The sequence below is a fragment of the Streptomyces sp. NPDC040718 genome, from assembly GCF_055593565.1.
Genome location: NZ_JBVIXO010000002.1, coordinates 127,070 through 150,690 on the forward strand (window position 1 = coordinate 127,070; position 23,621 = coordinate 150,690).

Sequence of the window (23,621 nt, forward strand, 5' to 3'; positions counted from 1 at the left end):
GAGGGTCACCGTCTCATGCGTGCCAGTCGAGCGGGACGTGACGTGAGCGGTCCCACGGTCGCTCCCAGCCCGAGAAGTGCAGGATCCGGTCGATCACGCCGGCGGTGAAGCCCCAGACCAGGGCCGATTCCACCGTGAATCCGGGTCCTTCGTGCCCGCGCGGGTGGACCACGGTGACCCGGTGGGCGGGGTCCGTGAGATCCGCCACGGGCACCGTGAACACCCGGGCCGTCTCCGCCGGGTCCACCGCGCCGACCGGCGAGGGCTCGCGCCACCAGCCGAGCACCGGGGTCACCACGAACTCGCTGACCGGGATGTAGAGGCGCGGCAGCACCCCGAAGAGCTGGACGCCGGCCGGGTCGAGCCCGGTCTCCTCCTCCGCCTCGCGCAGGGCGGCGCGCAGCGGGCCGGTGGTGTGCGGGTCGCCGTCCTCCGGGTCGAGGGCGCCGCCGGGGAAGGAGGGCTGCCCGGCGTGCGAGCGGAGGCTGCCGGCGCGCTCCTGGAGCAGCAGCTCCGGGCCGCGCGGGCCCTCGCCGAAGAGGATCAGCACGGCGGACTGGCGGCCCCGGCCGTCCTCCGGGGGCAGGAAGCGGCTCAGCTGGCGCGGCCGGACGCTCCGGGAGGCCTCCACGACGGGGTCGAGCCATGCGGGCAGGCCTGCCGTCGTGAGGGCCGGGCCGTCCCCCTCGCGGGCGGCTGCCGTGGTCTCGTCCTGCGTACCGCGCGTCATGGGCACCCCTGTCCGCGTTGCTCTGTCAACACCGTCTCCCACACCGCTGAACGCGGTCCGGTTCCAGATTCGTTCCACCGGGGGCGCGGGGGCCTGGCGCCGCGCGCCCCCGGCGCCCCTGCGGCCGCCCGCCGCCGTCCTCCAGCGCCCCCGCTCAGGGTTCCGTACGGGCTCCCAGCGGCAGCGCGGGGAGGCCCGGGTACTCCGGGGGCGGGGCCAGGCGCTGGCCCGGCTGGCCGCCCTTCTCGTACTTCAGCAGCTTCTTCGCCTTCTCCGGGTCCGTCTCGCCCTCCCCGTACGCCGGGCAGAGCGGGGCGATGGGGCAGGCGCCGCAGGCGGGCTTGCGGGCGTGGCAGATCCGGCGGCCGTGGAAGACGACGCGGTGGGACAGCATCGTCCACTCGCTCTTGGGGAAGATCGCGCAGATCTCCGCCTCGACCTTCTCCGGGTCCTCCTGCTCGGTCCACTTGAAGCGGCGCACCAGCCGGCCGAAGTGGGTGTCGACGGTGATCCCGGGGACCCCGAAGGCATTGCCGAGCACCACGTTGGCCGTCTTGCGGCCGACCCCGGGGAGGGTGACGAGGTCCTCGATCCGGCCCGGGACCTCCCCGCCGAAGTCGTCCCGCAGCGCCTGCGAGAGGCCGAGCAGGGACTTCGCCTTCGCCCGGAAGAACCCGGTCGGCCGGATGATCTCCTCCAGCTCCTCGGGCACGGCCGCGGCCATGTCCTCGGGGGTCGGATAGGCGGCGAAGAGGGCCGGGGTCGTCTGGTTCACGCGCAGGTCGGTCGTCTGCGCGGAGAGGACGGTCGCGACGAGGAGCTCGAAGGGATTGCGGAAATCCAGCTCCGGATGGGCGTACGGGTACACCTCGGCGAGCTCGCGGTTGATGCGGCGGGCCCGGCGGACCATCGCGAGGCGCGATTCCGGCTTCGCCGCCACCGGTTTCTTGGCCGAACCTTTGCCCAAGGGGACAGCTCGCACCTTTTCGGACGCCTCCACAGGGGCTTGTTCGCCCACGGCTGAATTCTGGGTCGCCGTCACTCCCGCGGACCCCTTGGCCTGTGCTCTCACCGGCTTATTGGACACCCGGCCAGCCTAAGGCCGGCCGCCGACACCCGCCCGGACCTCAGGTAACACCACCCCGATCGGCCTCTCGCCGCACAGCACGCCCATCCGTCCGGCATCCTTGTGATTGATCGCACTGTTTGAGCCGTCCGGCAAAATGGGGAGCGGTCCCCACTGGCTGGTCGACATAGGAGAGACACTCGTGGACGACGTTCTGCGGCGCGCCCCGCTCTTCGCGGCGCTCGATGACGAGCAGGCCGCGGAGCTCCGCGCCTCCATGGCCGAGGTGACCCTCGCACGCGGCGACGCCCTGTTCCACGAGGGCGACCCCGGCGACCGGCTCTACGTCGTGACCGAGGGCAAGGTGAAGCTCCACCGCACCTCCCCCGACGGCCGCGAGAACATGCTGGCCGTCCTCGGCCCCGGCGAGCTGATCGGCGAGCTGTCGCTGTTCGACCCGGGCCCCCGCACCGCCACCGCCACCGCCCTGACCGAGGTCAAGCTCCTCGGGCTCGGCCACGGTGACCTCCAGCCGTGGCTGAACGCCCGGCCCGAGGTCGCGACCGCGCTGCTGCGCGCCGTCGCCCGGCGCCTGCGCAAGACCAACGACCAGATGTCCGACCTGGTCTTCTCCGACGTTCCCGGCCGTGTCGCCCGGGCACTCCTCGACCTGTCGCGCCGCTTCGGCGTGCAGTCGGAGGAGGGCATCCACGTCGTCCACGACCTCACCCAGGAGGAGCTGGCGCAGCTCGTCGGCGCCTCCCGCGAGACCGTGAACAAGGCCCTGGCCGACTTCGCGGGCCGCGGCTGGCTGCGCCTGGAGGCGCGTGCCGTGATCCTGCTGGACGTGGAGCGGCTCGCCAAGCGCTCGCGCTGACCAGCCGAGGCAGCTTTCGCGGAGGGGCCCCGTCCGGGTGCGGACGGGGCCCCTCCGCGCGTTGCGGCGGCAGGCCCCGGCACCGGTACAGCGCGGCACCGGCACGGCTCGGCTCGGCACCGGCAGTCAATACCCGCCGGTCAGCGCCCGGAACGGGCACAGTAGGCCCATGGAGCACAGAGGGCTGGACGCGTACGGGTACTTCGAGCGGGAGGGGTCCCTCGGGCGGGTACAGCCCGGGTTCGCGGGCCCGGTCGCGGCCGCGCGGGCCCGCGTCGCCGAGGCGTACGGGCGCCGGCTGCACAGCGCCTACCTCTACGGCTCCGTGCCGCGCGGGACGGCCCGGCCGGGGCGCAGCGACCTCGACCTGCTGATCGCCCTGCACCGGGAGCCGGGCGACGAAGACCGGGACACCGCCGAGGTGCTCGGGCGGGGGCTCGACCAGGACTTCCCGCAGATCGACGGGGTCGGCATCCTGCTGTACGGCAAGGAGCGGCTGCTGAGCGAGCAGGAACGTTACGACCTGGGCTGGTTCCTCGCCTGCCTGTGCACACCGCTGCTCGGCGACGACCTGGCCGAGCACCTGCCCCGGTACCGGCCCGACAGCCTGCTCGCCCGGGAGGCGAACGGGGACCTGGCCGCCCTGCTCCCGCGCTGGCGGGCCCGGTTCGAGGCCGCCTCGGAGTCCGCCGAGTTCCGCAGGATGAACCGTTTCTTCTCACGGCACCTGGTGCGGACCGCGTTCACCCTGGTCATGCCCCGGTGGGGCGGCTGGACCAGCGACCTCGCCGAATCCGCCGAGGTCTTCGGCGCGTACTACCCGGAGCGGGCCGCGCAGGTGCGCCGGGCAGCCGTCGTGGCACTGGACCCGGTCGACGACCCGGCCGTGGCACGGGCGTACCTCGACGACCTCGGGCCGTGGCTGGCGGACGAGTACACGGCCCGGCACGGGACGAAGGCGCCCCGGGACTAGCTCCTGGGGGCGGCGGGCTCTTCCAGGGCCTCCACGGCCCGCTTGGCCTCCGCCAGGCCCGCGCCCGTGATCTTCCGGTAGACCTTGATCGCCGAGATGGTGCGGCCGTCGCGCACCAGCGCGCGCACCTCGTCCATCCCGGCCGGCTCGGGCTCCTCGATGCCGAAGTGGTCCAGCACCCGGCCCAGCCGGCGCTCCAGCCGGTCGGCCTTGTCCTCCAGGGCCCGGACCTTGAGGTTCAGGGTCGAGGTGATCCACCCCGCCGTCGCGAGCAGCGCGAGCGTCAGGAAGAGCGTGTTCATTCAGGTCCCCCCGGGATCAGTCCGTGATCACGAAGGTACTCCAGCTGTGCCTGCACCGACCAAGTGGCGGCCGGCCACAGGGAGCGGTCCACGTCCGCGTAGACCTGGGCCACGACGGCCTCGGCGGTGGTGAGGCCGTTCTCCACGGCCGTCTCGACCTGGGCGAGGCGGTGGGCGCGGTGGGCGAGGTAGAACTCGACGGCCCCCTGCGCGTCGTCCAGTACCGGCCCGTGGCCCGGGAGCACCGTGTGCACGCCGTCGTCGACGGTCAGGGAGCGCAGCCGGCGCAGGGAGTCCAGGTAGTCACCGAGCCGGCCGTCGGGATGCGCGACGACGGTCGTGCCGCGGCCGAGGATCGTGTCGCCGGTCAGCACGGCCCTGTCGGCCGGCAGGTGGAAGCAGAGCGAGTCCGCAGTGTGCCCGGGGGTGGCCACCACCCGCAGCTCCAGGCCGCCCGTGCGGATGACGCTCCCGGCCGACAGGCCCTCGTCGCCGAGGCGCAGCGCGGGGTCGAGGGCGCGGACCTTCGTACCGGTGAGCTCGGCGAAGCGGCCGGCGCCCTCGGCGTGGTCGGGGTGGCCGTGGGTGAGGAGCGTCAGCGCGACCCGCTTGCCGGCCTGCTCGGCGGCGGCGATGACGGCCTTCAGGTGCCCTTCGTCCAGGGGGCCCGGGTCGATGACGACGGCCAGCTCGGAATCGGGCTCGGAGACCAGCCAGGTGTTGGTGCCGTCCAGGGTCATCGCCGAGGCGTTCGGGGCCAGGACGTTGACCGCACGGGCCGTGGCCCGCCCGGAGGACACGGTCCCCCGGGGCTGGCCGGGCAGGGCTGCGGCATCGGTCATGCGGGGCCTCCCGGACGCACTCGCTTCGTGAACTCGTCGTGGCCCGGCCAGCTGAGCACGAGTACCCCGTCCTCCAGCGCGGCCCGGGCCAGAACGGGGGCCAGGTCCTGCCCGCCGGCCGCCGCGAGCGCGTCGGCGGCGCTCCCGTACGGCTCCAGGGAGCGCAGGGTCGAGATGGTCGGCGGCATCATCAGCAGCTCGCCCTTGTCGTACCCGTCGGCGGCGTCCGCGGGGCGGATCCAGACGGTCCGGTCGGCCTCGGTGGAGGCGTTGCGGGTGCGCTGCCCCTCCGGGAGGGCGGCGACGAAGAACCAGGTGTCGTACCGGCGCGGCTCGAACTCCGGGGTGATCCAGCGGGCCCACGCCCCGAGCAGGTCGGAGCGCAGCAGCAGGCGGCGCCGGTCGAGGAACTCGGCGAAGGACAGCTCGCGCGCCACCAGGGCCTCGCGGTCGGCCTCCCAGTCGTCGCCCGTGGTGTCGCCGACGACCGTGTCCGGGGTCTCCCCCGCGAGCAGCACCCCGGCCTCCTCGAAGGTCTCGCGCACGGCCCCGCAGACGATCGCCTGGGCGGTGCCGGCGTCGGTGCCGAGGCGCTCCGCCCAGAGGTCCAGGCCGGGCCCGGCCCAGCCGATCCTGTGGTCCTCGTCACGGGGGTCGACGCCGCCGCCGGGGTAGGCGTACGCGCCGCCGGCGAAGGCCATGGAGGAACGGCGGCGCAGCATGTGCACGGCGGGGCCGGCGGGGGTGTCGCGCAGCAGCATCACGGTGGCGGCGCGTCTGGGTTCCACCGGGGTGAGGACCCCGTCCGCGAGCGCGCGGATGCGGTCGGGCCACTCCGGGGGGTACCACTGCCCTCCGGCGGGCGGCTGGCTGGGCGAGGGCTGACCGTGCTGACCATTCGGCATGGCGGGATGCTACGGGCATCCGGCCCGATGTTCGAGGCCCCTGCCCTGGCCGGGCGGATCCAGGGGCCCCTGCCGCTGCCCTGGCCGGGCGGATCCTGGGGCCCCTGCCGCTGCCCTGGCCGGGCCTGGCGGTTACGGGAGGCAGCTGCCCCCGGCCGCGTCTGGGCCGTGCGGCGGCTCGCCGCTGCGGGAGCTGTCCCCCACCCGCCCTTCGCCCCTTCCCCGGGCTGCGCCCGGACCCGCGCCTCGAACGCCGGCGGGGCCGGGTTTGGCTGCGAGCGCCGGCGGGGCTGGGATGTGGCTGAGCCGGCCCGCAGATGCCGCTCGGCGGCCGGAGTGCGCTGCGCGACTTCCAGCCCCGCCGGCGTCTGAGGCGCGGGCGCGGTAGCGCCGTGCAGTGACCCGCACCGCCGGAACCGGGCCGCAGGCCCCGCCGGCAGGCCCCGGGCGCGCAGCGCCCGTGTGGCCCACCCCCGGGCGCGTCGGCGACGGGCGCGGGGCGCCCGTGCCCGGGGCCGGGGCGGTGCCCCGGGAGTCTTTCCAGCCGCGCCGGCGCTTGAGGCGAGAACGGTTGAAGGGCGGGGAGGGGCCGGCCCCGCGCAGCGGCACACCAGCCGCAGGCGACCCACCGGCCCCGGACACGCGAACCGGCCCCGCCCCGCAACCGACGGACGAGGCCGTCGCAGCGACGCGAAGCCGGGGAGGCCGCCTGCGGCCGAACCGCGCGAGCGGCGCGTCGAGAAGCGGTGCGGCGCGTTAAGCAGGAACCAGCTCGACCTGGATCTCGATCTCGACCGGCGCGTCCAGCGGCAGGACCGCCACACCGACCGCGGAGCGCGCGTGCACGCCCTTGTCGCCGAGCACCTCGCCCAGCAGCTCGCTCGCACCGTTCAGCACGCCCGGCTGCGCCGTGAAGTCGGGGGCCGAGGCGACGAAGCCGACGACCTTCACCACACGGGCGATCCGGTCCAGGTCACCGACCACCGACTTGACGGCGGCCAGCGCGTTCAGCGCGCACGTCGCCGCGAGTTCCTTCGCCTGCTCCGCGGAGACCTCGGCGCCGACCTTGCCGGTGACGGGGAGCTTGCCCTGCACCATCGGCAGCTGGCCCGCGGTGTACACGTACGCGCCCGACCGGACCGCCGGCTGGTACGTGGCCAGCGGCGGGACGACCTCGGGCAGGGTCAGGCCGAGCTCGGCGATCCGGGCCTCGACGGCGCCGCTCATGCCTTCTCCCGCTTGAGGTAGGCCACGAGCTGCTCGGGGTTGTTCGGGCCGGGCACGACCTGGACGAGCTCCCAGCCGTCCTCGCCCCAGGTGTCCAGGATCTGCTTGGTGGCGTGGACCAGCAGGGGGACCGTCGCGTATTCGAACTTCTTGGTCATGGGGGCGAGCGTAACGCCTGAGCGGGAGTGGTTAGGCTCGGACGCTGTGAGCAGGCTCCAGGTGGTCAGCGGCAAGGGCGGCACCGGCAAGACCACGGTCGCCGCGGCACTCGCGCTGGCCCTCGCGCGCGAGGGCAGGCGGACTCTTCTCGTGGAGGTCGAGGGCAGGCAGGGCATCGCACAGCTTTTCGGCACGGAAGCGCTCCCCTACGAGGAGCGGAAGATCGCCGTGGCGCCCGGCACGGGCGGGGGTGAGGTGTACGCGCTCGCCATCGACGCCGAACGGGCGCTGTTGGACTACCTCCAGATGTTCTACAAGCTCGGCTCGGCCGGCCGCGCCCTGAAGAAGCTCGGCGCGATCGACTTCGCGACGACGATCGCGCCCGGTCTGCGGGACGTCCTGCTGACCGGCAAGGCGTGCGAGGCGGTGCGGCGCAAGGACAAGGCCGGGCGGTTCGTCTACGACCACGTGATCATGGACGCTCCGCCGACCGGGCGGATCACCCGCTTCCTGAACGTCAACGACGAGGTGGCGGGGCTGGCCCGGTTCGGGCCGATCCACAACCAGGCGCAGGCCGTCATGAAGGTGCTCAAGTCCCCGGACACCGCCGTGCACCTGGTGACCCTGCTGGAGGAGATGCCCGTCCAGGAGACCTCGGACGGGATCGACGAGCTGGTGGAGGCGGGCCTGCCCGTCGGCCGGGTGATCGTCAACATGGTGCGCCCCCACCACCTCGACGAGGACACCCTGCGCGCGGCCGCGGACGGCCGCCGCAGCGAGATCGCCAAGGCCCTGTCCCGGGCCGGGCTGGGCGGGGCGCGGCGGGGCGGGCTGGCCGAGCGGCTGGTGGAGCCGCTCCTGACGCAGGCCGCCGAGCACGCGAGCCGGGTGGAGCTGGAGCGGGAGCAGCGCGCGGTGCTCGCGGGGCTCGACGTGCCGACGTACGAACTCCCCTTGCTCGGCTCGGGGATGGAGCTGGCCGGGCTGTACGAGCTGGCGGCGGAACTGCGCAAGCAGGTGGGCGCCGAATGAGCGGGGGCGGGGAGAGCATGGGGCTGGACACGCCGCAGCGGCTGGCGGTCGACGCGCTGCTGGACGATCCGGGGACCCGGATCATCGTGTGCTGCGGCGCGGGCGGGGTCGGCAAGACCACCACCGCGGCCGCGCTGGGCGTACGGGCGGCCGAGCGCGGGCGGCGGGTGGTGGTGCTGACCATCGACCCGGCGCGCAGGCTGGCCCAGTCGATGGGGATCGACTCGCTGGACAACACACCGCGCCGGGTCCCGGGCATAGTGGGTGGCACGGGGTCGGCGGACGGCGCCGGCGACGGCGACGGCGACGGCGACGGCGACGGCGACGGCGACGGCGAACTGCACGCCATGATGCTGGACATGAAGCGGACGTTCGACGAGATCGTCGAGTCGCACGCGGACGCCGAGCGGGCTCGGGCGATCCTGGCGAACCCCTTCTACCAGTCCCTGTCGGCCGGCTTCGCGGGCACGCAGGAGTACATGGCGATGGAGAAGCTGGGCCAGCTGCGGGCCAGGGACGACTGGGACCTGATCGTGGTGGACACCCCGCCGAGCCGGTCCGCGCTGGACTTCCTGGACGCGCCGAAGCGGCTGGGGTCGTTCCTGGACGGGAAGTTCATCCGGGTGCTGATGGCTCCGGCGAAGGTCGGCGGCCGGGCCGGCATGAAGTTCCTCAATGTCGGCATGTCGATGATGACCGGCACGCTGAGCAAGCTGATGGGTGCCTCGCTGCTGAAGGACGTGCAGACGTTCGTGGCGGCGATGGACACGATGTTCGGAGGGTTCCGGACGCGCGCGGACGCGACGTTCCGGCTGCTCCAGGCTCCCGGTACGGCGTTCCTCGTGGTCGCGGCCCCCGAGCCGGACGCGCTGCGCGAGGCGGCGTACTTCGTGGAGCGGCTGGCCGCGGAGAAGATGCCGCTGGCCGGTCTGGTGCTGAACCGGGTGCACGGCAGTGACGCGGGACAGCTCTCGGCGGAGCGGGCGCTGGCCGCCGCAGAGAATCTTGAAGAAGGCGGCATTGTCGATCAGGAGTCCGGGAAAGCTGGACTTCGTGACGCCGCCGACGACGGCTCCCCCGGTGTGGGCGGCGAGGACGGGACGGCCGCTGACGCGGACGGCAGGGCCGATGTGGACGACGCGTACGACGCGACCCGCGCGGACGACGTGGACCAGATCACCGCAGGACTGCTGCGCCTGCATGCCGAGCGGATGCAGGTGATCGCGCGTGAGCAGCGCACACGCGATCGCTTCACCTCTCTTCACCCGGAGGTGGCGGTGGCCGAAGTGGCCGCCCTGCCCGGCGATGTGCACGACCTCGCCGGGCTGCGGGCCATCGGAGAGCGACTCGCGGCCGGGGTTCCGGCCGGAGGAGCGTAGGCGTACGTACGAGTGGTGCCGGCGCGGCGCCCGGGTGGTTACCCGGCTGCCGCGTAGGTCTCGTACGACACGTCGATCTCCGCGTCGACATCCACGGTGAGGATGCCCGTACTGCGCTCGTACTCCGTGCGGGCGGTCTCGAGCAGCCGTCGCCACGAGGTGACGGTGGGACGCCGGCGCAGCAATGCGCGTCGTTCCCGCTCGGTCATGCCGCCCCACACTCCGAACTCGACGCGATTGTCGAGTGCGTCGGCCAGGCACTCGGTCCGCACCGGACACCCGGTGCACACCGCCTTGGCCCTGTTCTGTGCCGCTCCTTGAACGAACAGTTCATCCGGATCGGTAGTGCGGCAGGCTGCCTGCGCACTCCAGTCGGTAACCCAGCCCATCCCGGTGCCGTCCTCTCCCGAATCGAGGCTCCCCCACGGCGGTAGCGGCATATTCACCGCTGCCAGTTGAGGACGTTACGGAAGGCGGGCACGGTGCAACACCCCCGACGGGCCCAATCTTGAATGGTCCGAACGGACTATGGGTAAGCGGCAGATCACCCGACGGAGTGATCGGACGACATGCCCGACCATTCCGGCGATTCGGGTGAAATCGGGGAAGCGCCGGTGAGGGGCCGTCAGAGCGAAGGGCGGGATTCGGACATGAGTCCACCCCATTCGGGAAGGGTGAAAATCAAGCCGGGGGGTTGATGTCGCACCGCACTGCTGTGACAGTTGGGGACAGCTTAGGCCAAGGCATTCGCACGTGTCCGGCGAATGAGAACGTAGGCTGCCCCCTATGGGAAAGAAGCGCTCGGGCGCAGGGCTGACGGGGCCGCAGCAGGCCGCCAAGTTCCTCGGGGTGTCGGTTCTCTCCGGAGTCGTACTTGCCGGCATCGCGATCCCGGGCGCCGGCGCTCTGGGCCTCGCCGCCAAGGGCACGGTCGAGGGTTTCGATGAGATCCCGGCCAATCTGAAGACGCCTCCGCTGAGCCAGCGCACCACGATCCTGGATGCCGAGGGTGGCTTGATCGCCACCGTCTATTCACGGGACCGGCAGGTCGTGCCGCTCACGGCCATGTCGCCGTACATGCAGAAGGCGATCGTCGCCATCGAGGACTCGCGTTTCTACGAGCACGGCGCGGTCGACCTCAAGGGCATCCTCCGCGCGGTGAACCGCAACGCGCAGGAGGGCGGCGCGGCGCAGGGCGCCTCCACGCTCACGCAGCAGTACGTGAAGAACGTCTTCGTCGAGGAGGCCGGCGACGACGAGACGAAGGTGCGCGAGGCCCAGGAGAAGAGCCTCGGCCGCAAGATCCGCGAGCTGAAGTACTCGATCCAGGTCGAGGAGGAGCTCGGGAAGAAGAAGATCCTGGAGAACTACCTCAACATCACCTACTTCGGGCAGGGGGCGTACGGCATCGAGTCCGCCTCCCAGCGCTACTTCAGCAAGCCCGCCAAGGACCTGACGCTGGAGGAGTCGGCACTGCTCGCCGGCCTCGTGCAGTCGCCGAGCCGGTACGACCCGGTGAACGACAGCCAGGAGGCGATGAAGCGGCGCAACGTCGTCCTCCAGCGCATGGCCGACGTCAAGGACATCTCGCAGGCCGAGGCGGACGAGGCGAAGGCGAAGCCGGTCACGCTGAAGGTGACCCGGCCCAAGAACGGCTGCATCACCGCGGTCAAGGGCGCGGGCTTCTTCTGCGACTACGTGCGCGCCACCTTCCTCTCCGACCCGGTCTTCGGCAAGACCCGCGAGGAGCGGGCCAAGGTCTGGAACAAGGGCGGCCTGACCGTCCGTACGACCCTGGACCCGCAGTCGCAGGAGGCCGCCAACGCCTCGATCAAGGACCACGTCAACGAGGACGACTCGATCGCCACGGCCGTGACCATGGTCCAGCCGGGCACCGGGAAGGTCCTGGCGATGGGCCAGTCGAAGCCGTACGGCTTCGGGAAGAACGAGACGCAGATCAACTACTCCGTCGACAAGCGGATGGGCGGCTCCAACTTCGGCTTCCAGGTGGGCTCCACGTTCAAGCCGTTCATCGCGGCCGCCGCCATAGAGCAGGGCGTGGAGCCGACGAAGGTCTACTCGGCCCCGAACAAGATGGAGTACCCGAGCCCGGTGTCGCGCTGCTCGGGCCCGGCCTGGCAGAACCTGCCGCTCGGCAACGGCAAGATGCAGACCGCCGAGAACGAGACGCGGGACGAGGTCGGCCCGTACGCGCTGAAGACGGCGATGGAGAAGTCCATCAACACCTACTTCGTGCAGATGATCTCGGACATCGGCATCTGCCCGGTGACCGAGATGACGCAGAAGCTCGGCGTGGTCCCGGCCAGCGGCGTCAAGCTGCCCGAGGAGCCGTCCATCGCGCTCGGCTCCGCCGAGATGTCCCCGCTGACGATGGCCAACGCGTACGCCGCCTTCGCCAACCGGGGCGTCTACTGCACCCCCATCGCCCTGGAGTCGATCACCGACTCGCACGGCAAGGCGCTCGCCGTGCCGAAGTCCAAGTGCGACCGGGCGATGGCCCAGGACACGGCCGACACCATCAACCACCTGCTGCGCGGAGTCGTCGACTCCGGTACGGGTGAGCGGGCCGGCCTGACCGACCGCGACAACGCGGGCAAGACCGGTACCACCGACAACCGCTACAACGCCTGGTTCGTGGGCTACACCCCGAACATGTCCGGCGCGGTGTGGGTCGGCTCCGGCGGCTCGAAGAAGATCTCGATGGAGGACATCACCATCGGCGGGCAGTACTACCCGAAGGTCTTCGGCGGTGGCCTGCCCGGCCCGATCTGGAAGGACGCCGTCTCGGGCGCGCTCGCCGGCCGCGAGGCCCCCAACTTCGTCGGGGCCAGCGTCCCGGAGCCCTCGGTCGGGGGCGGCGGCGCCGGCACCGGCAACGGCGGCACCACCGGCGGCGGCAACGGCGGCCGGGGCAACACGACCCCGCCGCCCACCACCCCGCGCAAGCCGAACAAGCCCGGCAAGCCCGGCGGTGACAACAAGCCCGGAGGCGGGGCCGCGGCCGGGGGCGGCGGGGCCGCCACCGGAGGCGGCGCGGTCAACCCGGTCCCCGAGGTGCCGGTCAACCCGGTGCCGGAGGTCCCTGTGGTCCCGGGCCCGGCGGGCGGTGCCGGCGGCGGCGCGACCCCGTAGGGACAGAAGAAGGAGGAAGAAGGGGAGGGCCCCGGCCGGATCGCCGGCCGGGGCCCTCCCCTTCTTCCTCGTCCCCGTGCTTACGAAAGCTGCTTCTTGACGGCCGCGGCGACCCGGCCGCCCTCCGCCAGACCCGCCACCTTCGGGTTCACGATCTTCATGACGGCGCCCATGGCCCGCGGCCCCTCGGCACCCGCGGCCTTGGCCTCCTCGACGGCCTGCGCCACGATCGCGGTCAGCTCGTCGTCGCTGAGCTGCTTGGGCAGGTAGGCGTCCAGGAACTCGCCCTCCGCGGTCTCCCGCGCGGCCTGCTCGTCGCGGCCGCCCTGGGCGAAGGCCTCCGCGGCCTCGCGGCGCTTCTTCGCCTCCTTGGCGATCACCTTGAGGACTTCCTCGTCGGAGAGCACGCGCGCCTCCTTGCCCGCGACCTCCTCCTTGGTGATGGCGGAGAGGGTCAGGCGCAGGGTGGACGAACCGAGTTCGTCGCGCGCCTTGATGGCGGTGGTGAGGTCTTCCTGGAGCTTGGCCTTGAGCGTGGTCATGCCCCTGAGTCTGCCAGGTGCGGGGCCTGCGGCGCCCACCGGTTTTCCCCGTCTGCGACGATGGGGGCATGCACGCGCGTTACGGAGTCCCCCTGAAGGTGACCGCCTCGATCGCGGCGGTGGGGGCCGCCGGTGTGGCCTATGCCGCAGGTTTCGAAGCCCGCTCCTTCCGACTGCGCCGGATCACCGTTCCGGTACTGCCCGCCGGGATGCGCCCGCTGCGCGTACTGCAGGTCTCGGACATCCACATGGTCGGCGGCCAGCGCAAGAAGCGCGCCTGGCTGCAGTCCCTGGCCGGACTGCGCCCCGACTTCGTCGTGAACACCGGTGACAACCTCTCCGACACGGACGGCGTACCCGAGCTGCTCGACGCGCTGGGTCCGCTGATGGACTTCCCCGGGGTGTACGTCTTCGGGTCCAACGACTACTACGGGCCGCGGCTGCGCAACCCCGGGCGCTACCTGATCGAGAAGGTGCAGGGCCGGCACGGGCTGAACGGCAACAAGCCGGTCGTCGGCGCCGTCCACAACCCGTGGGAGGACATGCGGGACGCCTTCGACGCGGCGGGCTGGCTGAACCTCACGAACACCCGGGCCCGGCTGAAGGTCAACGGGCTGGAGCTGGCCTTCACCGGGCTGGACGACCCGCACATCAAGCGGGACCGCTACGAGCGCGTCGCGGGCGGCCCGGAAGCGGACGCGGACTTCTCGCTGGCCGTCGTGCACGCCCCGTACCTGCGGGTACTGGAATCCTTCACGGCCGACCGCTACCCGCTGATCCTCGCCGGGCACACCCACGGCGGACAGCTGTGCATCCCCTTCTACGGGGCGCTGGTCACCAACTGCGACCTCGACACGAAGCGGGTGAAGGGCCTGTCCACGTACGAGACCCAGGGCCGGCGCTCCTACCTCCACGTCTCGGCCGGCTGCGGCACCAACCGCTTCACCCCGGTCCGCTTCGCCTGCCCCCCGGAGGCCACGCTCCTGACCCTGGCCCCGAAGGCCTGACCCCCCGCACGGCCCCCTCGTGAAAACCGGATTTCGTCTCAGGCCGAGGGTCCGCTAAAGTAATCGATGTCGCCAGGACAGCAACACTTCAGGGCGACGATCGGGGTGTAGCGCAGCTTGGCAGCGCGCTTCGTTCGGGACGAAGAGGTCGTGGGTTCAAATCCCGCCACCCCGACAGAGCAAGACCAGGTCAAGGGCCTGATCCGAGAAATCGGATCAGGCCCTTCCTGCATTTCTGCGGGTCGGCCGTGAGGGTCCTCGACCGGCTCGCCACCAAGGCAAAAGCAGGTGCGTGAAGCGTGGAGGCCGCAGCTCTTTCGAGCGCTCACGCCGCGGCCGGTTCACCGCCGGCCGGAAAGGAACACCATCATGCTTTCCCTGCCTCCGCGCCCCGGCGCGGCCCCGCGTGTCTTCGGTCCGGCCCCGCACGGCCAGGGCTCCCAGATCTCCCCGATCATGATGCAGGAGGAGCTGTGGGAGCGGATGCGTGCGCTGCCCTACGTCTACATGGCCCCCACGCTCGTCTCGGTCTCGCACGCCCGCTCGCTCTTCCTGCCCGAGGGCATCGGCACGGGCCCGGCCGAAGCCTTCCAGGGGGGCCGGGAGTTCGCCCACATCCACCCCCACCACGACGGCTCGCTCCACATCACGCTCCCGAAGGAGATCGAAGCCGAGGTGATCGAAGCCGGATGGGGTGTGCACCACCCGGTCCAGAACGTGACGCTCGTCTACGGCCCCCGCAACAGGGGTGAGCTGGAGATCGTCTGGCGGCTCGTCCAGGAGTCGTACTGGTACGCGATCGGCGCGAAGTAGCGCCCGCCGGCCTCTCACCGGCCTGCGCGTAGGACCGGGCCAGGGGCCTGATCCGGGAATTCGGATCAGGCCCCTGCCGCACGTCCGCCCCGGTCACCCCGAGGGCAACCGCCCCCTGGCACCCCAGGCGAGGCACGCCCACCGCGCCAGCGCGCCGACGGCGAGGGACGTGAGGATCGCACCCCAGTCGATCACATGCGGGAGCCCGGGGAGGAACGCGAAGGCTGCGAGAGACGCGACCGTCCCGACGGTGAAGGCGACGACCCCGGCGCGGCGGCGCCTGCTCTCCCGGGCGGGGTCTTCGGGGGCGGGCTGGGTGGTCATGTGCGGCTCACTTCGTGATGTGGTGGCACTGGCTGACGCGGCGCACACCGTTGATGTTGAGGTGGGCACACGCCTTGCCGTAGCGGGGCAGTGTCTGCGGTGCGTTGTCGCGCATCGGGTGGATCTCGCATTCGGCATGGGTCTTGCCGCGCGATGTCTTGTAGACCTTGCTGTTGGTGTCGGCGTACGTGAAGTCGATGCGCCAGTTGCAGAAGCCCGCGTTGAGGGCTCCGACGAAGCCGCAGTCGACGCCGGCGTTCTGGTAGGTGATCTTCTTGCCGTCGCCCCGGAGGATGTGTGTGAACATGCAGCCGGTCGGGACCTTCATGGTGACGCCGCCGACGGGGTAGTCGAAGGTGGCCACCGGCGTGGAGCCGATGGCGCCGGCGTGCGCCTGTGCCGGGGTTAAGAGGGCGAGCGCGGCAGCTGCGGCGATGGCGGTCGTGACGCGGACTGCGGGATGACGGGCCATGGTTGGTGCCCTTCGGTGGGGGTGTGCTTGCAGAGAACGGAACTCCTCCTGGCGCCTCCAGGGCTCTCCGTTGCGGAGACATCCACTACGAAGAGTGATCAAATCGGGTGGTGGGCCGACTACTCCGTTCGGGAGGGGGAGGGCATGGCCCGGGTGGCGGTGTGTGGGGTGCGGGGCGGGGGTGGGGGTGTTGGAATGCGGGGAGGGCCAGGCGGCGGTGAGGAGCGGTCATGGGCGGCGGCTCCGGGCGCGTGGTGCTGCTGGGGCACCTGCTGCGGGCGGTCGGGTCGGGGGTGCTGCTGACCTGGCTGTACTACGCGGCTCCGCTCGACTACGGCTTCGGGGCCGCGGCCGTCGCGGCGCTGGCCGGGGGGTTGCTGCTCTTCGGGTGCCTGATCGTCTGGCAGGTCAGGGCCATCGCCCGTTCGGCCCATCCGAGGCTGCGGGCGCTGGAGGCCATGGGCACCGCCGTGCCGCTGTTCCTGGTGCTGTTCTCGGCGACGTACTTCCTGCTCTCGCGTGACCGGCCGGAGTCCTTCTCCGAGCCGCTGAGCCGGACCGACGCCCTGTACTTCGCGGTGACGGTGTTCGCGACCGTGGGCTTCGGCGACATCGCGCCCGCCGACGGGACCGGGCGGGCGCTGGCCACCGTGCAGATGGTGGCCGATCTGATCGTGGTGGGGCTCGTCGCCAAAGTGCTCTTCGGAGCCGTAGAGACCGGGCTGTCCCGACGACCCGAAAGGAGCGATCCATGACGGCGACGCAATCGGCCCAGCCCGCCGAGCCGGCGGTGCTGCGGGGGCTGCTGAAGACGGCTCCGTACCGCAGGACCCTGCTGCTCTGCGCCCTGGTCGGGATTCCGGTGTCCCTGGTCTGCTTCTGGTTCCTCGCGGGGCTGCACGAGTTGCAGCGGCTGCTGTGGGAGAGCCTGCCGCACGCGCTGGGGTGGGACGCGGCGCCGTGGTGGTGGCCGCTTCCGCTGCTGCTGGTCGGCGGTGTGCTCGTGGGGCTGGTGGTGGCCCGGATGCCCGGGGCCGGCGGGCACGTCCCCGCCGCCGGGCTGGCCATGGGCGGGTCCTCCCCCAAGGTGCTGCCGGGCGTGGTGCTCGCGGCGGCGGCGAGCCTGCCGTTCGGTGCGGTGCTGGGCCCGGAGGCGCCGCTGATCGCCCTGGGCGGCGGCTTCGCCCTGCTGCTGAGGGACCTCGCGCGCGGGCCGGCGACCCCGCAGGCCACGGCGCTGCTGGGGGTGGCCGGGGCGGCCGCGGCCATCGCCGCCATCTTCGGGAGCCCGCTGATCGCGGCCGTGCTGCTGATCGAGGTGGTGGGGGTGGGCGGGCCGCAGCTGGTCGCCGTCATGCTGCCCGCCCTGCTGTCCAGCGGGGTGGGGGCCCTGGTGTTCACCGGGTTCGGGCGCTGGACCGGCCTCCAGACCGGAGGGCTGACGGTCAAACTGCCCGGGCCCGTGCCCCGGCTGGACGCGGCCGACGTGGGCTGGGCGCTGCTGCTGGCCGTGGTGGTGGCGGCCGTGCTGCGCCAGGCGGTGGGCACGGGCCAGGTGGTGGCGGCGTTCGTGGCGAAGGGGCCGGTCGCCCGTACGGCGCTGTGCGCGCTCGGCGCCGGCGTCTGCGCGGCCGCGTACGCGCTGGTCACGGACCGTTCCCCGATGGACGTGGCCTCGTCCGGGCAGGCCACGATGGCCGCGCTGGCCAGTGACCCGCGGGCCTGGGGCATCGGTGCGCTGGTGGCCGTACTGCTGTGCAAGACCGTCGGGTACGCGCTCTGCCTCGGCAGCATGCGCGGCGGCCCGATCTTCCCCGCACTGTTCATCGGGGCGGCGGCCGGGGTGCTGGCGGCGCCGCTGCCCGGGCTGGGGGTGGTGCCCGCGGTGGCGGCCGGGCTGGCCGCGGCGGGGGCGAGCGTGCTGCGGCTGCCGGTCAGCAGCGCGGTGATGGCGATCCTGCTGGTCGGCAGCCCGGGTATGACGCCGGTGGTGATCCTGTCCGCCGTCGCGGCCCTGATCACCACCGAGCTGCTGCCCGGGCCCCGGCGGCAGCTGTCAGGCTGACGGCCGGTCCGCGCCGAAGAACTCCGCCAGTGCGGGCGCCAGCACGGCCGGGTCCACGTCGTGGGTCTGGCCGTCCAGGGTGCGGTGGAGGCCCGTCGGCAGCAGGCCGGCGAGGGTGCGGGCGCCGGACTGGAGCCAGGGGTCGCTCGCGCCGCCGCCGATGGCCAGCACGGGAATCCGTACGGCCGCCCAGCGGTCGGCGGGCAGGGGCCGGCCGGACATGGTGTCGCCCATGACCCGGGCGTCGTACGGGAGGGTGTGGGCCAGCGCGGCGAAGTGGCTCCAGAGGCCGCTCGCGCGCATCCGGCCGACGAACTCGGCCGGGACGAGGACGGCGGTGGCGAACATGAGGGTGACGGCGTCGTCGCGCCGGCCCTCGGCGATGGCGGTGTCCAGCCGGGACACGTAGTCGGCGGGGACCGGGGGGCGGCTGTCGTCGATGACGAACGGGGGCTCGTACAGGGCCAGTTCCTTCATCGGGACGCCGTGGGCGGCGGCTTCCAGGGCCAGGACGGCGCCGGATGACATGCCCATCACCCGGACGGGGCCGTCGAGTTCGGCGATGACGGCGGCCAGGTCCTCGATCTCGCGCTCCACCGCGTAGGGGGAGGTGTCGCCGCTGTCGCCGCGGCCGCGGCGGTCGTACGTCACCACGGTGAAGCGTTCACCGAGCAGTCCGGCGAGCACGGTCCACCTCGGGTCCTCGCGGACCTGGTAGGCACCTCCGACGAGGACGAGGGCGGGGCCCTCGCCGGTGCGGTCGTAGGCGATGGCGGTCCCGTCGCGGGAAACGGTCTTCTGCACGGTCTGCTCCCCCTCAAGTGATGTGGACGGCGTCCACATCTCCCTCGTAGGCTATACCTGCAAGTTCACGCCGTCCACATACAGCGAGGGATCGAGACCCCATGTCTTCGGAAGCCGAACCCCCACCGCCGCCCAAGCGCAGTACGTACCGCCACGGGAACCTGCGCAGCGCGCTGCTCGAAGCAGCCCTGGAACTGGCGCGCGAGGGCGGACCGGACGCCGTCTCGCTGCGCGAGGTCACCCGGCGCGCCGGGGTCTCGCCCAACGCCGCCTACCGGCACTTCGCCGACCGGGGGGCACTGGTGCACGGGGTCTCGCAGGCTGCGATGGCCCGGGTGGCCCTGGCGATGGAGGCGGAGATCGACGGCCTGCCCGCCGCCCAGGACCCCGCCGAAGGCGCCCGGACCCGTTTCCGGGCCGTGGGGACGGGCTACATCCGCTTCGCCGTGACCGAGCCGGGCTGGTTCCGGACCGCCTTCCACGTCCCGGCGGACATGACGTACGCGGCCGACGCCACGGCCGCCGGGGCGGGCGGGCTGACGCCGTTCGAGCTGCTCGGCGCCTCGCTGGACGCGCTCGTGGAGACCGGAGTCCTGCCGGAGGCCCGCCGCCCGGGCGCGGAGTTCCTCGCCTGGTCGGCGGTGCACGGCCTGGCCTCCCTGATCATCGACGGGCCCCTGCGGGGCATCACCCCGGAGCAAGCCCACGACGCGGGCCAGGACGTGATCGCCATGATCGAGCGGGGGCTCTGACCTCCGGCGACGCCGGGCCGGGCCGAGGGGTTCCACCCGGCCCGGCGACGCGTCACGCGTCCAGGGGGTTCGCGGCGATGCGCTTCGCCGCGCCGCCCGCGACGTAGGCCGCCGCCGCGCAGGCGGGCTTGCGGGCCGCCTGGTCCTCGACCAGTGCCAGGAAGGACGGGCCGAAGCCCAGGCGGGGGTAGTGCTCCAGCAGACCGGCCAGGAAAGCGGGGTCGAAGTCGGGCACGCGCAGGCCGGACACGTCGGCGCTGGTGCCCACCTGGAGGAGGTGGCTCTCGACGTCCTCGGCGGCGGTGACGTCGTCCCGCATGTGCAGCACGATGACCTCCTCCGCGCGGGCCCGGCGGGCGGGGGGCCAGCCCAGGCCGGCCGTGAAGAGCCGGGCCGCGTGGCCGCCGGCCTCCTCGAAGGGCAGGGTGTGGCTGTCGAACGGCGCGGTCAGGCCCAGGTCGTGGAGCAGCGCGCTGACGTAGAGAAGCTCCGCGTCATACGAGAGCCCGTGCACGCGCGCGTACTCGGCGCCGAAGGCGTAGGAGCGGACGGAGTGGTTGAGGAGGGCTGCGTCGGCGTACTCGGAGGCGATCCCGAAGGCCGAACGGGCCGTGTCCGAGTCAAGGTTGTGAAGGGTCCACGTCATGCACCGCACCTTAGGCCCTGTCTAGAGCGGCGCGGTGAAGTCCACCTCCGACGGCCCCTCCTCCCCCGGCCACCACAACCGGGCCGGTGCGGGCGGGGTTTCGGCGAGGACGCTGCCGCGCGAGACGACGTACCGCGGCCGGACCTGGCGGCGGACCGCCTCCGCGGGGCTCGGCGCCGGGAGGAGGACGAAGGAGGCGGGGGCGCCCTCCGTGATCCCGTACTCGGAGGAGGACAGGCCGAGGACGCGCGCCGCGCGCTCGGTCACCATCGAGAATGCGAGCGGGATCTCGTCGGCGCCGGTGAGCTGGGCGGCGTACAGGCCGACGAGGGCGGTCTGGAGCGGGTTGGCGGTGCCGAGCGCGTTCCAGGGGTCCATCACGTCGTCGTGGCCGAAGGCCACGTTGACCCCGGCGGCCAGCATCTCCTTGACCTGGGTGAGGCCGCGCCGCTTGGGGTAGGCGTCGAAGCGGCCCTGGAGGTTGAGGTTCGCGAAGGGGTTGGCGACCAGGTTGATGCCCGAACGAGCCAGCAGCCGCTGGAGTTTGAAGCTGTAGGCGCCGTTGTAGGAGCCCATGGCGGTGGTGTGGGAGGCGGTGGCGCGTTCGCGCAGGCCCGAGCGCAGGGCGAGCGTGGCCAGCACCTCCACGAAGCGGGACTGCTCGTCGTCGATCTCGTCGCAGTGGGCGTCGACGCGGAGCCCGTGCTCCTCGGCCACCTCGAACGCGGTCCGCAGCGAGGCGACGCCGTCCTCACGGGTGTCCTCGAAGTGCGGGATCGCGCCGACGACGTCCGCTCCGCGCGCCACGGCCTCGCGCAGCAGCGCCTCGCCGTCGGGGAAGGAGGCGATGCCCTCCTGCGGGAAGGCGACGATCTGCAGGGTCATGATGTCCCGCACCCGGTCGCGGACCTCCAACAGCGCGTCCAGCGCGGTGAGGGACGGGTCGGTGACGTCGCAGTGCGTACGGACGTGCAGCACGCCGTTGGCCGCCTGCCAGCGCAGCACCTCGGTGGCCCGCGCGATCACGTCCTCGCGGGTCAGGGTCCGCTTGCGCTCGCTCCAGCAGGCGATGCCCTCCCAGAGGGTGCCGGAGGAGTTCGGACGGGGCTGACCCGCGGTGAGGGCGGTGTCCAGGTGGATGTGCGGCTCGGCGAAGGGGGCGGTGAGCAGCCCTCCGTGGGCCTCGATGAGCACGCCGGTCGCCGGCGGCTCCTTCTGGTCGTCGTACGGGATCACCCGCGCGATCCGGCCGTCCTCGGCGACCTCGACGTCGGACAGGCCGTCTTCGTGCAGCAGCCGGGCACCCCGGACGATCATCCGCATGCGGTCAGCGTACGCACGCGGCCCGACGTTTCACGTGAAACAAAACGTCGGGCCGGTGACCGGTGCCGAGGCTCAGCCGCGCTTGGCCTGTGCCTTCTGCTGCATGCCTCGCGTCTTCGCGGAGAGCGACTGGGCCTCTCTGCCCGCGGCCTTGGCCCGTGCCTCGGCCGCCGTGTTCTTCGCCATCGCGCGTTCGGAATCCTGGTGGCTGTGGTGGCCGGTACGAGCCTTCTTGGCCATGATCAACACCCTCTCGCAAGCGTTCGGCGTACGCACACCACCATGCGCCCATTCGGCGCAGTCGGCATCCCGGCCGCCCGCCGGGGCCGAACCCGTAAGAATGGAGGGCATGACCAGCAGCGACAGCGACCTGACCCCCGGCACCGCCCCCGCTTCCGAGATGCCCGACTGGGAGAAGCGCTTCCGGGCGCCCCGCGTGGGCCTGCCGGACTGGGCCGAGGACGCCCCGGACCGCTCGCTCTTCGTCTCGAACGCCACGGGGACCTACGAGCTCTACGCCTGGGACCGGGCCACCGGCACGCAGCGGCAGGCCACCGACCGCCCCAACGGCACCACCGACGGCGCCCTCTCCCCGGACGGGGAGTGGATCTGGTGGTTCTCCGACACCGACGGCGACGAGTTCGGCACCTGGGTCCGCCAGCCCTTCGCGGGCGGCCCGGACGAGCCCGCCACGCCCGGGCTGGAGCCCTCCTACCCCGCCGGGCTCGCCATCGGCCGCGACGGCACGGCGGTGGTGGGCCGGTCCACCGACGAGGACGGCTCGACGATCCACGTCGTACGGCCCGGCGCCGCCCCGGAGGTCGTCTACCGGCACCGCGAGTCGGCCGGAGTCGGCGACCTGTCCCACGACGGGACCCTCCTCGCGATCGAGCACACCGAGCACGGCGACGCCATGCACTCGGCCCTGCGCGTGGTCACCCTCGACGGCTCCACCGTCGCCGAGCTGGACGACTCCCGGGGCGGCACCGAGGAACTGGGCCTGGAGGTGCTCGGCTTCGCACCCGTCGCCGGGGACACCCGGCTGCTCGTCGGTCACCAGCGGCGCGGCCACTGGGAGCCGATGGTGTGGGACGTGGCCACGGGATCCGAGGAGGACCTGGCCGTCGACCTGCCGGGCGACGTGAGCGCCGAGTGGTACCCGGACGGGACCGCACTGCTGATCGCGCACAGCTTCGAGGCCCGCAGCGAGCTGTGGCGCTACGACCTGGCCGCGCGGGAGCTCGTACGGGTGGACACTCCGCCGGGGACGGTGTCGGGCGCGACGGCCCGCCCGGACGGGACGGTGGAGTACCAGTGGTCCTCGGCCGCCGAGCCGGCCGCCGTACGGTCCACCGCCGGCGGGATCGTCCTGGACCCGCCGGGCATGCGGCCGCCGGGCTCGGTGCCGGTGGAGGACGTCTGGGTCGAGGGGCCCGGCGGGCGGATCCACGCGCTCGCGCAGCGGCCCGTGGGCCACGGCGACGGGCCCTTCCCGACGGTCTTCGAGATCCACGGCGGGCCCACCTGGCACGACTCCGACGCCTTCGCGGCCACCCCGGCGGCCTGGCTGGACCACGGTTTCGCGGTGGTCCGGGTCAACTACCGGGGCTCGACGGGCTACGGCCGCGAGTGGACCGACGCCCTCAAGCACCGGGTCGGCCTGATCGAGCTGGAGGACATCACGGCGGTCCGGGAGTGGGCCGTGGCCTCCGGCCTCGCCGACCCGGCGCGGCTGGTGCTGTCGGGCGGGTCCTGGGGCGGCTACCTGACGCTGCTCGGCATCGGCATGCGGCCCGACGACTGGGCGGTCGGGCTGGCCGCCGTACCGGTGGCGGACTACGTGACGGCGTACCACGACGAGATGGAGGCGCTGAAGTCCCTGGACCGCACCCTCTTCGGCGGCACCCCGGAGGAGGTCCCGGAACGCTTCGAGGTCTCCTCGCCGCTGACCTACGTGGACGCGGTGAAGGCGCCCGTGCACATCGCGGCGGGCGTGAACGACCCGCGCTGCCCGATCCGGCAGATCGACAACTACGTCGACCGGCTCGCGGCCCGCGGCGCGGTCCACGAGGTGTACCGCTACGACGCGGGGCACGGTTCGCTGGTGGTGGAGGAGCGCATCAAGCAGGTCCGGATGGACCTCGAATTCGCGCTGAAGCACCTGCCGCAGGGCCTGCCGCGCTGACCCGGCACCGGGCTCCCGGTGCACCCCCCGTACCGTTGGTGGG

Annotated in this window: 26 protein-coding genes and 1 tRNA gene; 12 read left to right on the forward strand and 15 right to left on the reverse strand. The window is 72.6% G+C overall.

Features of this window, described 5'->3' with window-relative positions:
• Nucleotides 1-13 precede the first annotated feature (13 nt).
• Both ACZ597_RS05820 and nth read right to left on the reverse strand, forming a co-directional pair.
• Nucleotides 14-730 carry an NUDIX hydrolase gene (locus tag ACZ597_RS05820; RefSeq protein ID WP_471325476.1) on the reverse strand — a complete coding sequence of 239 codons (717 nt, stop codon included), beginning with the start codon at nt 728-730 and terminating at the stop codon, nt 14-16.
• A 154-nt stretch (nt 731-884) separates the two neighbouring features.
• On the reverse strand, nt 885-1,640 hold the full coding sequence (gene nth, locus ACZ597_RS05825; protein ID WP_471326754.1) for an endonuclease III: 756 nt from the start codon (nt 1,638-1,640) through the stop codon (nt 885-887).
• A gap of 358 nt (nt 1,641-1,998) precedes the next feature.
• Between nth and ACZ597_RS05830 the strand changes: the two genes are divergently transcribed.
• Together ACZ597_RS05830 and ACZ597_RS05835 are read left to right on the forward strand one after the other, a co-directional pair.
• Complete coding sequence (locus ACZ597_RS05830) at nt 1,999-2,673, forward strand: Crp/Fnr family transcriptional regulator (RefSeq protein WP_007264960.1); 675 nt, start codon at nt 1,999-2,001, stop codon at nt 2,671-2,673.
• A gap of 169 nt (nt 2,674-2,842) precedes the next feature.
• Nucleotides 2,843-3,646: a nucleotidyltransferase domain-containing protein gene (locus ACZ597_RS05835; RefSeq protein ID WP_471325479.1), complete on the forward strand. Its 804-nt coding sequence runs from the start codon at nt 2,843-2,845 to the stop codon at nt 3,644-3,646.
• On the opposite strand, the gene ACZ597_RS05840 is transcribed toward ACZ597_RS05835, so the two are convergent.
• The 5 genes from ACZ597_RS05840 to ACZ597_RS05860 form a co-directional block, all read right to left on the reverse strand.
• A complete protein-coding gene (locus tag ACZ597_RS05840; RefSeq protein ID WP_471325482.1) occupies nt 3,643-3,948 on the reverse strand; it encodes a hypothetical protein in 306 nt (101 codons plus the stop codon). The genes ACZ597_RS05835 and ACZ597_RS05840 overlap by 4 nt on opposite strands.
• Complete coding sequence (locus ACZ597_RS05845; RefSeq protein ID WP_471325485.1) at nt 3,945-4,790, reverse strand: MBL fold metallo-hydrolase; 846 nt, start codon at nt 4,788-4,790, stop codon at nt 3,945-3,947. Before ACZ597_RS05845 ends, ACZ597_RS05840 begins: the two co-directional genes overlap by 4 nt.
• A complete protein-coding gene (locus ACZ597_RS05850; RefSeq protein ID WP_471325488.1) occupies nt 4,787-5,695 on the reverse strand; it encodes an NUDIX hydrolase in 909 nt (302 codons plus the stop codon). The genes ACZ597_RS05845 and ACZ597_RS05850 overlap by 4 nt, the downstream gene beginning before the upstream one ends.
• 756 nt (nt 5,696-6,451) lie before the next feature.
• Nucleotides 6,452-6,922, reverse strand: a complete 471-nt coding sequence (locus ACZ597_RS05855; protein ID WP_471325491.1) for a RidA family protein — start codon at nt 6,920-6,922, stop codon at nt 6,452-6,454.
• On the reverse strand, nt 6,919-7,080 hold the full coding sequence (locus ACZ597_RS05860) for a DUF4177 domain-containing protein (protein ID WP_007264966.1): 162 nt from the start codon (nt 7,078-7,080) through the stop codon (nt 6,919-6,921). Before ACZ597_RS05860 ends, ACZ597_RS05855 begins: the two co-directional genes overlap by 4 nt.
• Nucleotides 7,081-7,126: 46 nt before the next feature.
• On the opposite strand from ACZ597_RS05860, the gene bagA reads away from it, so the two are divergent.
• Together bagA and ACZ597_RS05870 are read left to right on the forward strand one after the other, a co-directional pair.
• Entirely contained in the window at nt 7,127-8,113 is a 987-nt protein-coding gene (gene bagA, locus ACZ597_RS05865) for an ATPase BagA (protein ID WP_471325494.1), read from the forward strand.
• Between the two features lie 17 nt (nt 8,114-8,130).
• Entirely contained in the window at nt 8,131-9,492 is a 1,362-nt protein-coding gene (locus ACZ597_RS05870) for an ArsA family ATPase (RefSeq protein WP_471326757.1), read from the forward strand.
• Between the two features lie 38 nt (nt 9,493-9,530).
• On the opposite strand, the gene ACZ597_RS05875 is transcribed toward ACZ597_RS05870, so the two are convergent.
• Nucleotides 9,531-9,881: a WhiB family transcriptional regulator gene (locus ACZ597_RS05875; RefSeq protein WP_030228569.1), complete on the reverse strand. Its 351-nt coding sequence runs from the start codon at nt 9,879-9,881 to the stop codon at nt 9,531-9,533.
• Between the two features lie 397 nt (nt 9,882-10,278).
• On the opposite strand from ACZ597_RS05875, the gene ACZ597_RS05880 reads away from it, so the two are divergent.
• The gene (locus ACZ597_RS05880; protein ID WP_471325497.1) at nt 10,279-12,645 is read left to right on the forward strand and encodes a transglycosylase domain-containing protein; all 2,367 of its coding nucleotides are present in this window, start codon (nt 10,279-10,281) and stop codon (nt 12,643-12,645) included.
• A gap of 80 nt (nt 12,646-12,725) precedes the next feature.
• Here the strand turns inward: ACZ597_RS05880 and ACZ597_RS05885 are convergent, their stop codons facing one another.
• The gene (locus ACZ597_RS05885) at nt 12,726-13,187 is read right to left on the reverse strand and encodes a GatB/YqeY domain-containing protein (protein ID WP_125603877.1); all 462 of its coding nucleotides are present in this window, start codon (nt 13,185-13,187) and stop codon (nt 12,726-12,728) included.
• A 68-nt stretch (nt 13,188-13,255) separates the two neighbouring features.
• Between ACZ597_RS05885 and ACZ597_RS05890 the strand changes: the two genes are divergently transcribed.
• The 3 genes from ACZ597_RS05890 to ACZ597_RS05900 all read left to right on the forward strand — a co-directional run bounded on the left by ACZ597_RS05890 (nt 13,256) and on the right by ACZ597_RS05900 (nt 15,007).
• Entirely contained in the window at nt 13,256-14,194 is a 939-nt protein-coding gene (locus ACZ597_RS05890) for a metallophosphoesterase (protein WP_471325500.1), read from the forward strand.
• 101 nt (nt 14,195-14,295) lie between these two features.
• Nucleotides 14,296-14,369 (forward strand) — tRNA-Pro (locus ACZ597_RS05895).
• Between the two features lie 194 nt (nt 14,370-14,563).
• A complete protein-coding gene (locus tag ACZ597_RS05900) occupies nt 14,564-15,007 on the forward strand; it encodes a luciferase domain-containing protein (protein ID WP_471325503.1) in 444 nt (147 codons plus the stop codon).
• Between the two features lie 93 nt (nt 15,008-15,100).
• On the opposite strand, the gene ACZ597_RS05905 is transcribed toward ACZ597_RS05900, so the two are convergent.
• Nucleotides 15,101-15,331 (reverse strand): hypothetical protein, encoded by a 231-nt coding sequence (locus ACZ597_RS05905; protein WP_471325506.1) that lies wholly within the window; start codon nt 15,329-15,331, stop codon nt 15,101-15,103.
• 7 nt (nt 15,332-15,338) lie between these two features.
• Entirely contained in the window at nt 15,339-15,803 is a 465-nt protein-coding gene (locus ACZ597_RS05910; protein WP_471325509.1) for a hypothetical protein, read from the reverse strand.
• A 230-nt stretch (nt 15,804-16,033) separates the two neighbouring features.
• Between ACZ597_RS05910 and ACZ597_RS05915 the strand changes: the two genes are divergently transcribed.
• Nucleotides 16,034-16,558 (forward strand): potassium channel family protein, encoded by a 525-nt coding sequence (locus ACZ597_RS05915; protein ID WP_471325513.1) that lies wholly within the window; start codon nt 16,034-16,036, stop codon nt 16,556-16,558.
• A complete protein-coding gene (locus tag ACZ597_RS05920) occupies nt 16,555-17,868 on the forward strand; it encodes a chloride channel protein (RefSeq protein WP_471325516.1) in 1,314 nt (437 codons plus the stop codon). Before ACZ597_RS05915 ends, ACZ597_RS05920 begins: the two co-directional genes overlap by 4 nt.
• Here the strand turns inward: ACZ597_RS05920 and ACZ597_RS05925 are convergent.
• Nucleotides 17,860-18,672: an alpha/beta fold hydrolase gene (locus tag ACZ597_RS05925; RefSeq protein ID WP_471325519.1), complete on the reverse strand. Its 813-nt coding sequence runs from the start codon at nt 18,670-18,672 to the stop codon at nt 17,860-17,862. The genes ACZ597_RS05920 and ACZ597_RS05925 overlap by 9 nt on opposite strands.
• Before the next feature lie 101 nt (nt 18,673-18,773).
• Here ACZ597_RS05925 and ACZ597_RS05930 point away from each other — a divergent pair, with 101 nt between their 5' ends.
• The gene (locus ACZ597_RS05930) at nt 18,774-19,424 is read left to right on the forward strand and encodes a TetR/AcrR family transcriptional regulator (RefSeq protein WP_471325522.1); all 651 of its coding nucleotides are present in this window, start codon (nt 18,774-18,776) and stop codon (nt 19,422-19,424) included.
• Between the two features lie 52 nt (nt 19,425-19,476).
• Here the strand turns inward: ACZ597_RS05930 and ACZ597_RS05935 are convergent, their stop codons facing one another.
• From ACZ597_RS05935 to ACZ597_RS05945, 3 genes are all read right to left on the reverse strand, one after another.
• Nucleotides 19,477-20,070 (reverse strand): HD domain-containing protein, encoded by a 594-nt coding sequence (locus ACZ597_RS05935; RefSeq protein ID WP_471325525.1) that lies wholly within the window; start codon nt 20,068-20,070, stop codon nt 19,477-19,479.
• Between the two features lie 21 nt (nt 20,071-20,091).
• Entirely contained in the window at nt 20,092-21,393 is a 1,302-nt protein-coding gene (gene codA / locus ACZ597_RS05940; RefSeq protein ID WP_471325528.1) for a cytosine deaminase, read from the reverse strand.
• Nucleotides 21,394-21,465: 72 nt separating this feature from the next.
• Complete coding sequence (locus ACZ597_RS05945) at nt 21,466-21,633, reverse strand: hypothetical protein (RefSeq protein WP_164720908.1); 168 nt, start codon at nt 21,631-21,633, stop codon at nt 21,466-21,468.
• A 100-nt stretch (nt 21,634-21,733) separates the two neighbouring features.
• On the opposite strand from ACZ597_RS05945, the gene ACZ597_RS05950 reads away from it, so the two are divergent.
• Nucleotides 21,734-23,578 carry a S9 family peptidase gene (locus tag ACZ597_RS05950; protein ID WP_471325531.1) on the forward strand — a complete coding sequence of 615 codons (1,845 nt, stop codon included), beginning with the start codon at nt 21,734-21,736 and terminating at the stop codon, nt 23,576-23,578.
• Nucleotides 23,579-23,621 lie beyond the last annotated feature (43 nt).

Bases quoted from the DNA above. Each gene is read 5' to 3' on its own strand.
- codA (WP_471325528.1), bottom strand. From the start codon at position 21,393: ATGCGGATGATCGTCCGGGGTGCCCGGCTGCTGCACGAAGACGGCCTG.
- ACZ597_RS05935 (WP_471325525.1), bottom strand. From the start codon at position 20,070: ATGACGTGGACCCTTCACAACCTTGACTCGGACACGGCCCGTTCGGCC.
- ACZ597_RS05915 (WP_471325513.1), top strand. From the start codon at position 16,034: ATGGGCGGCGGCTCCGGGCGCGTGGTGCTGCTGGGGCACCTGCTGCGG.
- ACZ597_RS05900 (WP_471325503.1), top strand. From the start codon at position 14,564: ATGCTTTCCCTGCCTCCGCGCCCCGGCGCGGCCCCGCGTGTCTTCGGT.
- ACZ597_RS05845 (WP_471325485.1), bottom strand. From the start codon at position 4,790: ATGACCGATGCCGCAGCCCTGCCCGGCCAGCCCCGGGGGACCGTGTCC.
- ACZ597_RS05820 (WP_471325476.1), bottom strand. From the start codon at position 730: ATGACGCGCGGTACGCAGGACGAGACCACGGCAGCCGCCCGCGAGGGG.
- ACZ597_RS05840 (WP_471325482.1), bottom strand. From the start codon at position 3,948: ATGAACACGCTCTTCCTGACGCTCGCGCTGCTCGCGACGGCGGGGTGG.
- ACZ597_RS05850 (WP_471325488.1), bottom strand. From the start codon at position 5,695: ATGCCGAATGGTCAGCACGGTCAGCCCTCGCCCAGCCAGCCGCCCGCC.
- ACZ597_RS05880 (WP_471325497.1), top strand. From the start codon at position 10,279: ATGGGAAAGAAGCGCTCGGGCGCAGGGCTGACGGGGCCGCAGCAGGCC.
- ACZ597_RS05885 (WP_125603877.1), bottom strand. From the start codon at position 13,187: ATGACCACGCTCAAGGCCAAGCTCCAGGAAGACCTCACCACCGCCATC.
- ACZ597_RS05905 (WP_471325506.1), bottom strand. From the start codon at position 15,331: ATGACCACCCAGCCCGCCCCCGAAGACCCCGCCCGGGAGAGCAGGCGC.
- ACZ597_RS05870 (WP_471326757.1), top strand. From the start codon at position 8,131: ATGGGGCTGGACACGCCGCAGCGGCTGGCGGTCGACGCGCTGCTGGAC.
- ACZ597_RS05855 (WP_471325491.1), bottom strand. From the start codon at position 6,922: ATGAGCGGCGCCGTCGAGGCCCGGATCGCCGAGCTCGGCCTGACCCTG.
- ACZ597_RS05930 (WP_471325522.1), top strand. From the start codon at position 18,774: ATGTCTTCGGAAGCCGAACCCCCACCGCCGCCCAAGCGCAGTACGTAC.
- ACZ597_RS05860 (WP_007264966.1), bottom strand. From the start codon at position 7,080: ATGACCAAGAAGTTCGAATACGCGACGGTCCCCCTGCTGGTCCACGCC.
- ACZ597_RS05945 (WP_164720908.1), bottom strand. From the start codon at position 21,633: ATGGCCAAGAAGGCTCGTACCGGCCACCACAGCCACCAGGATTCCGAA.
- ACZ597_RS05835 (WP_471325479.1), top strand. From the start codon at position 2,843: ATGGAGCACAGAGGGCTGGACGCGTACGGGTACTTCGAGCGGGAGGGG.
- ACZ597_RS05910 (WP_471325509.1), bottom strand. From the start codon at position 15,803: ATGGCCCGTCATCCCGCAGTCCGCGTCACGACCGCCATCGCCGCAGCT.
- ACZ597_RS05920 (WP_471325516.1), top strand. From the start codon at position 16,555: ATGACGGCGACGCAATCGGCCCAGCCCGCCGAGCCGGCGGTGCTGCGG.
- nth (WP_471326754.1), bottom strand. From the start codon at position 1,640: ATGGTCCGCCGGGCCCGCCGCATCAACCGCGAGCTCGCCGAGGTGTAC.
- ACZ597_RS05950 (WP_471325531.1), top strand. From the start codon at position 21,734: ATGGAGGGCATGACCAGCAGCGACAGCGACCTGACCCCCGGCACCGCC.
- ACZ597_RS05875 (WP_030228569.1), bottom strand. From the start codon at position 9,881: ATGGGCTGGGTTACCGACTGGAGTGCGCAGGCAGCCTGCCGCACTACC.
- ACZ597_RS05890 (WP_471325500.1), top strand. From the start codon at position 13,256: ATGCACGCGCGTTACGGAGTCCCCCTGAAGGTGACCGCCTCGATCGCG.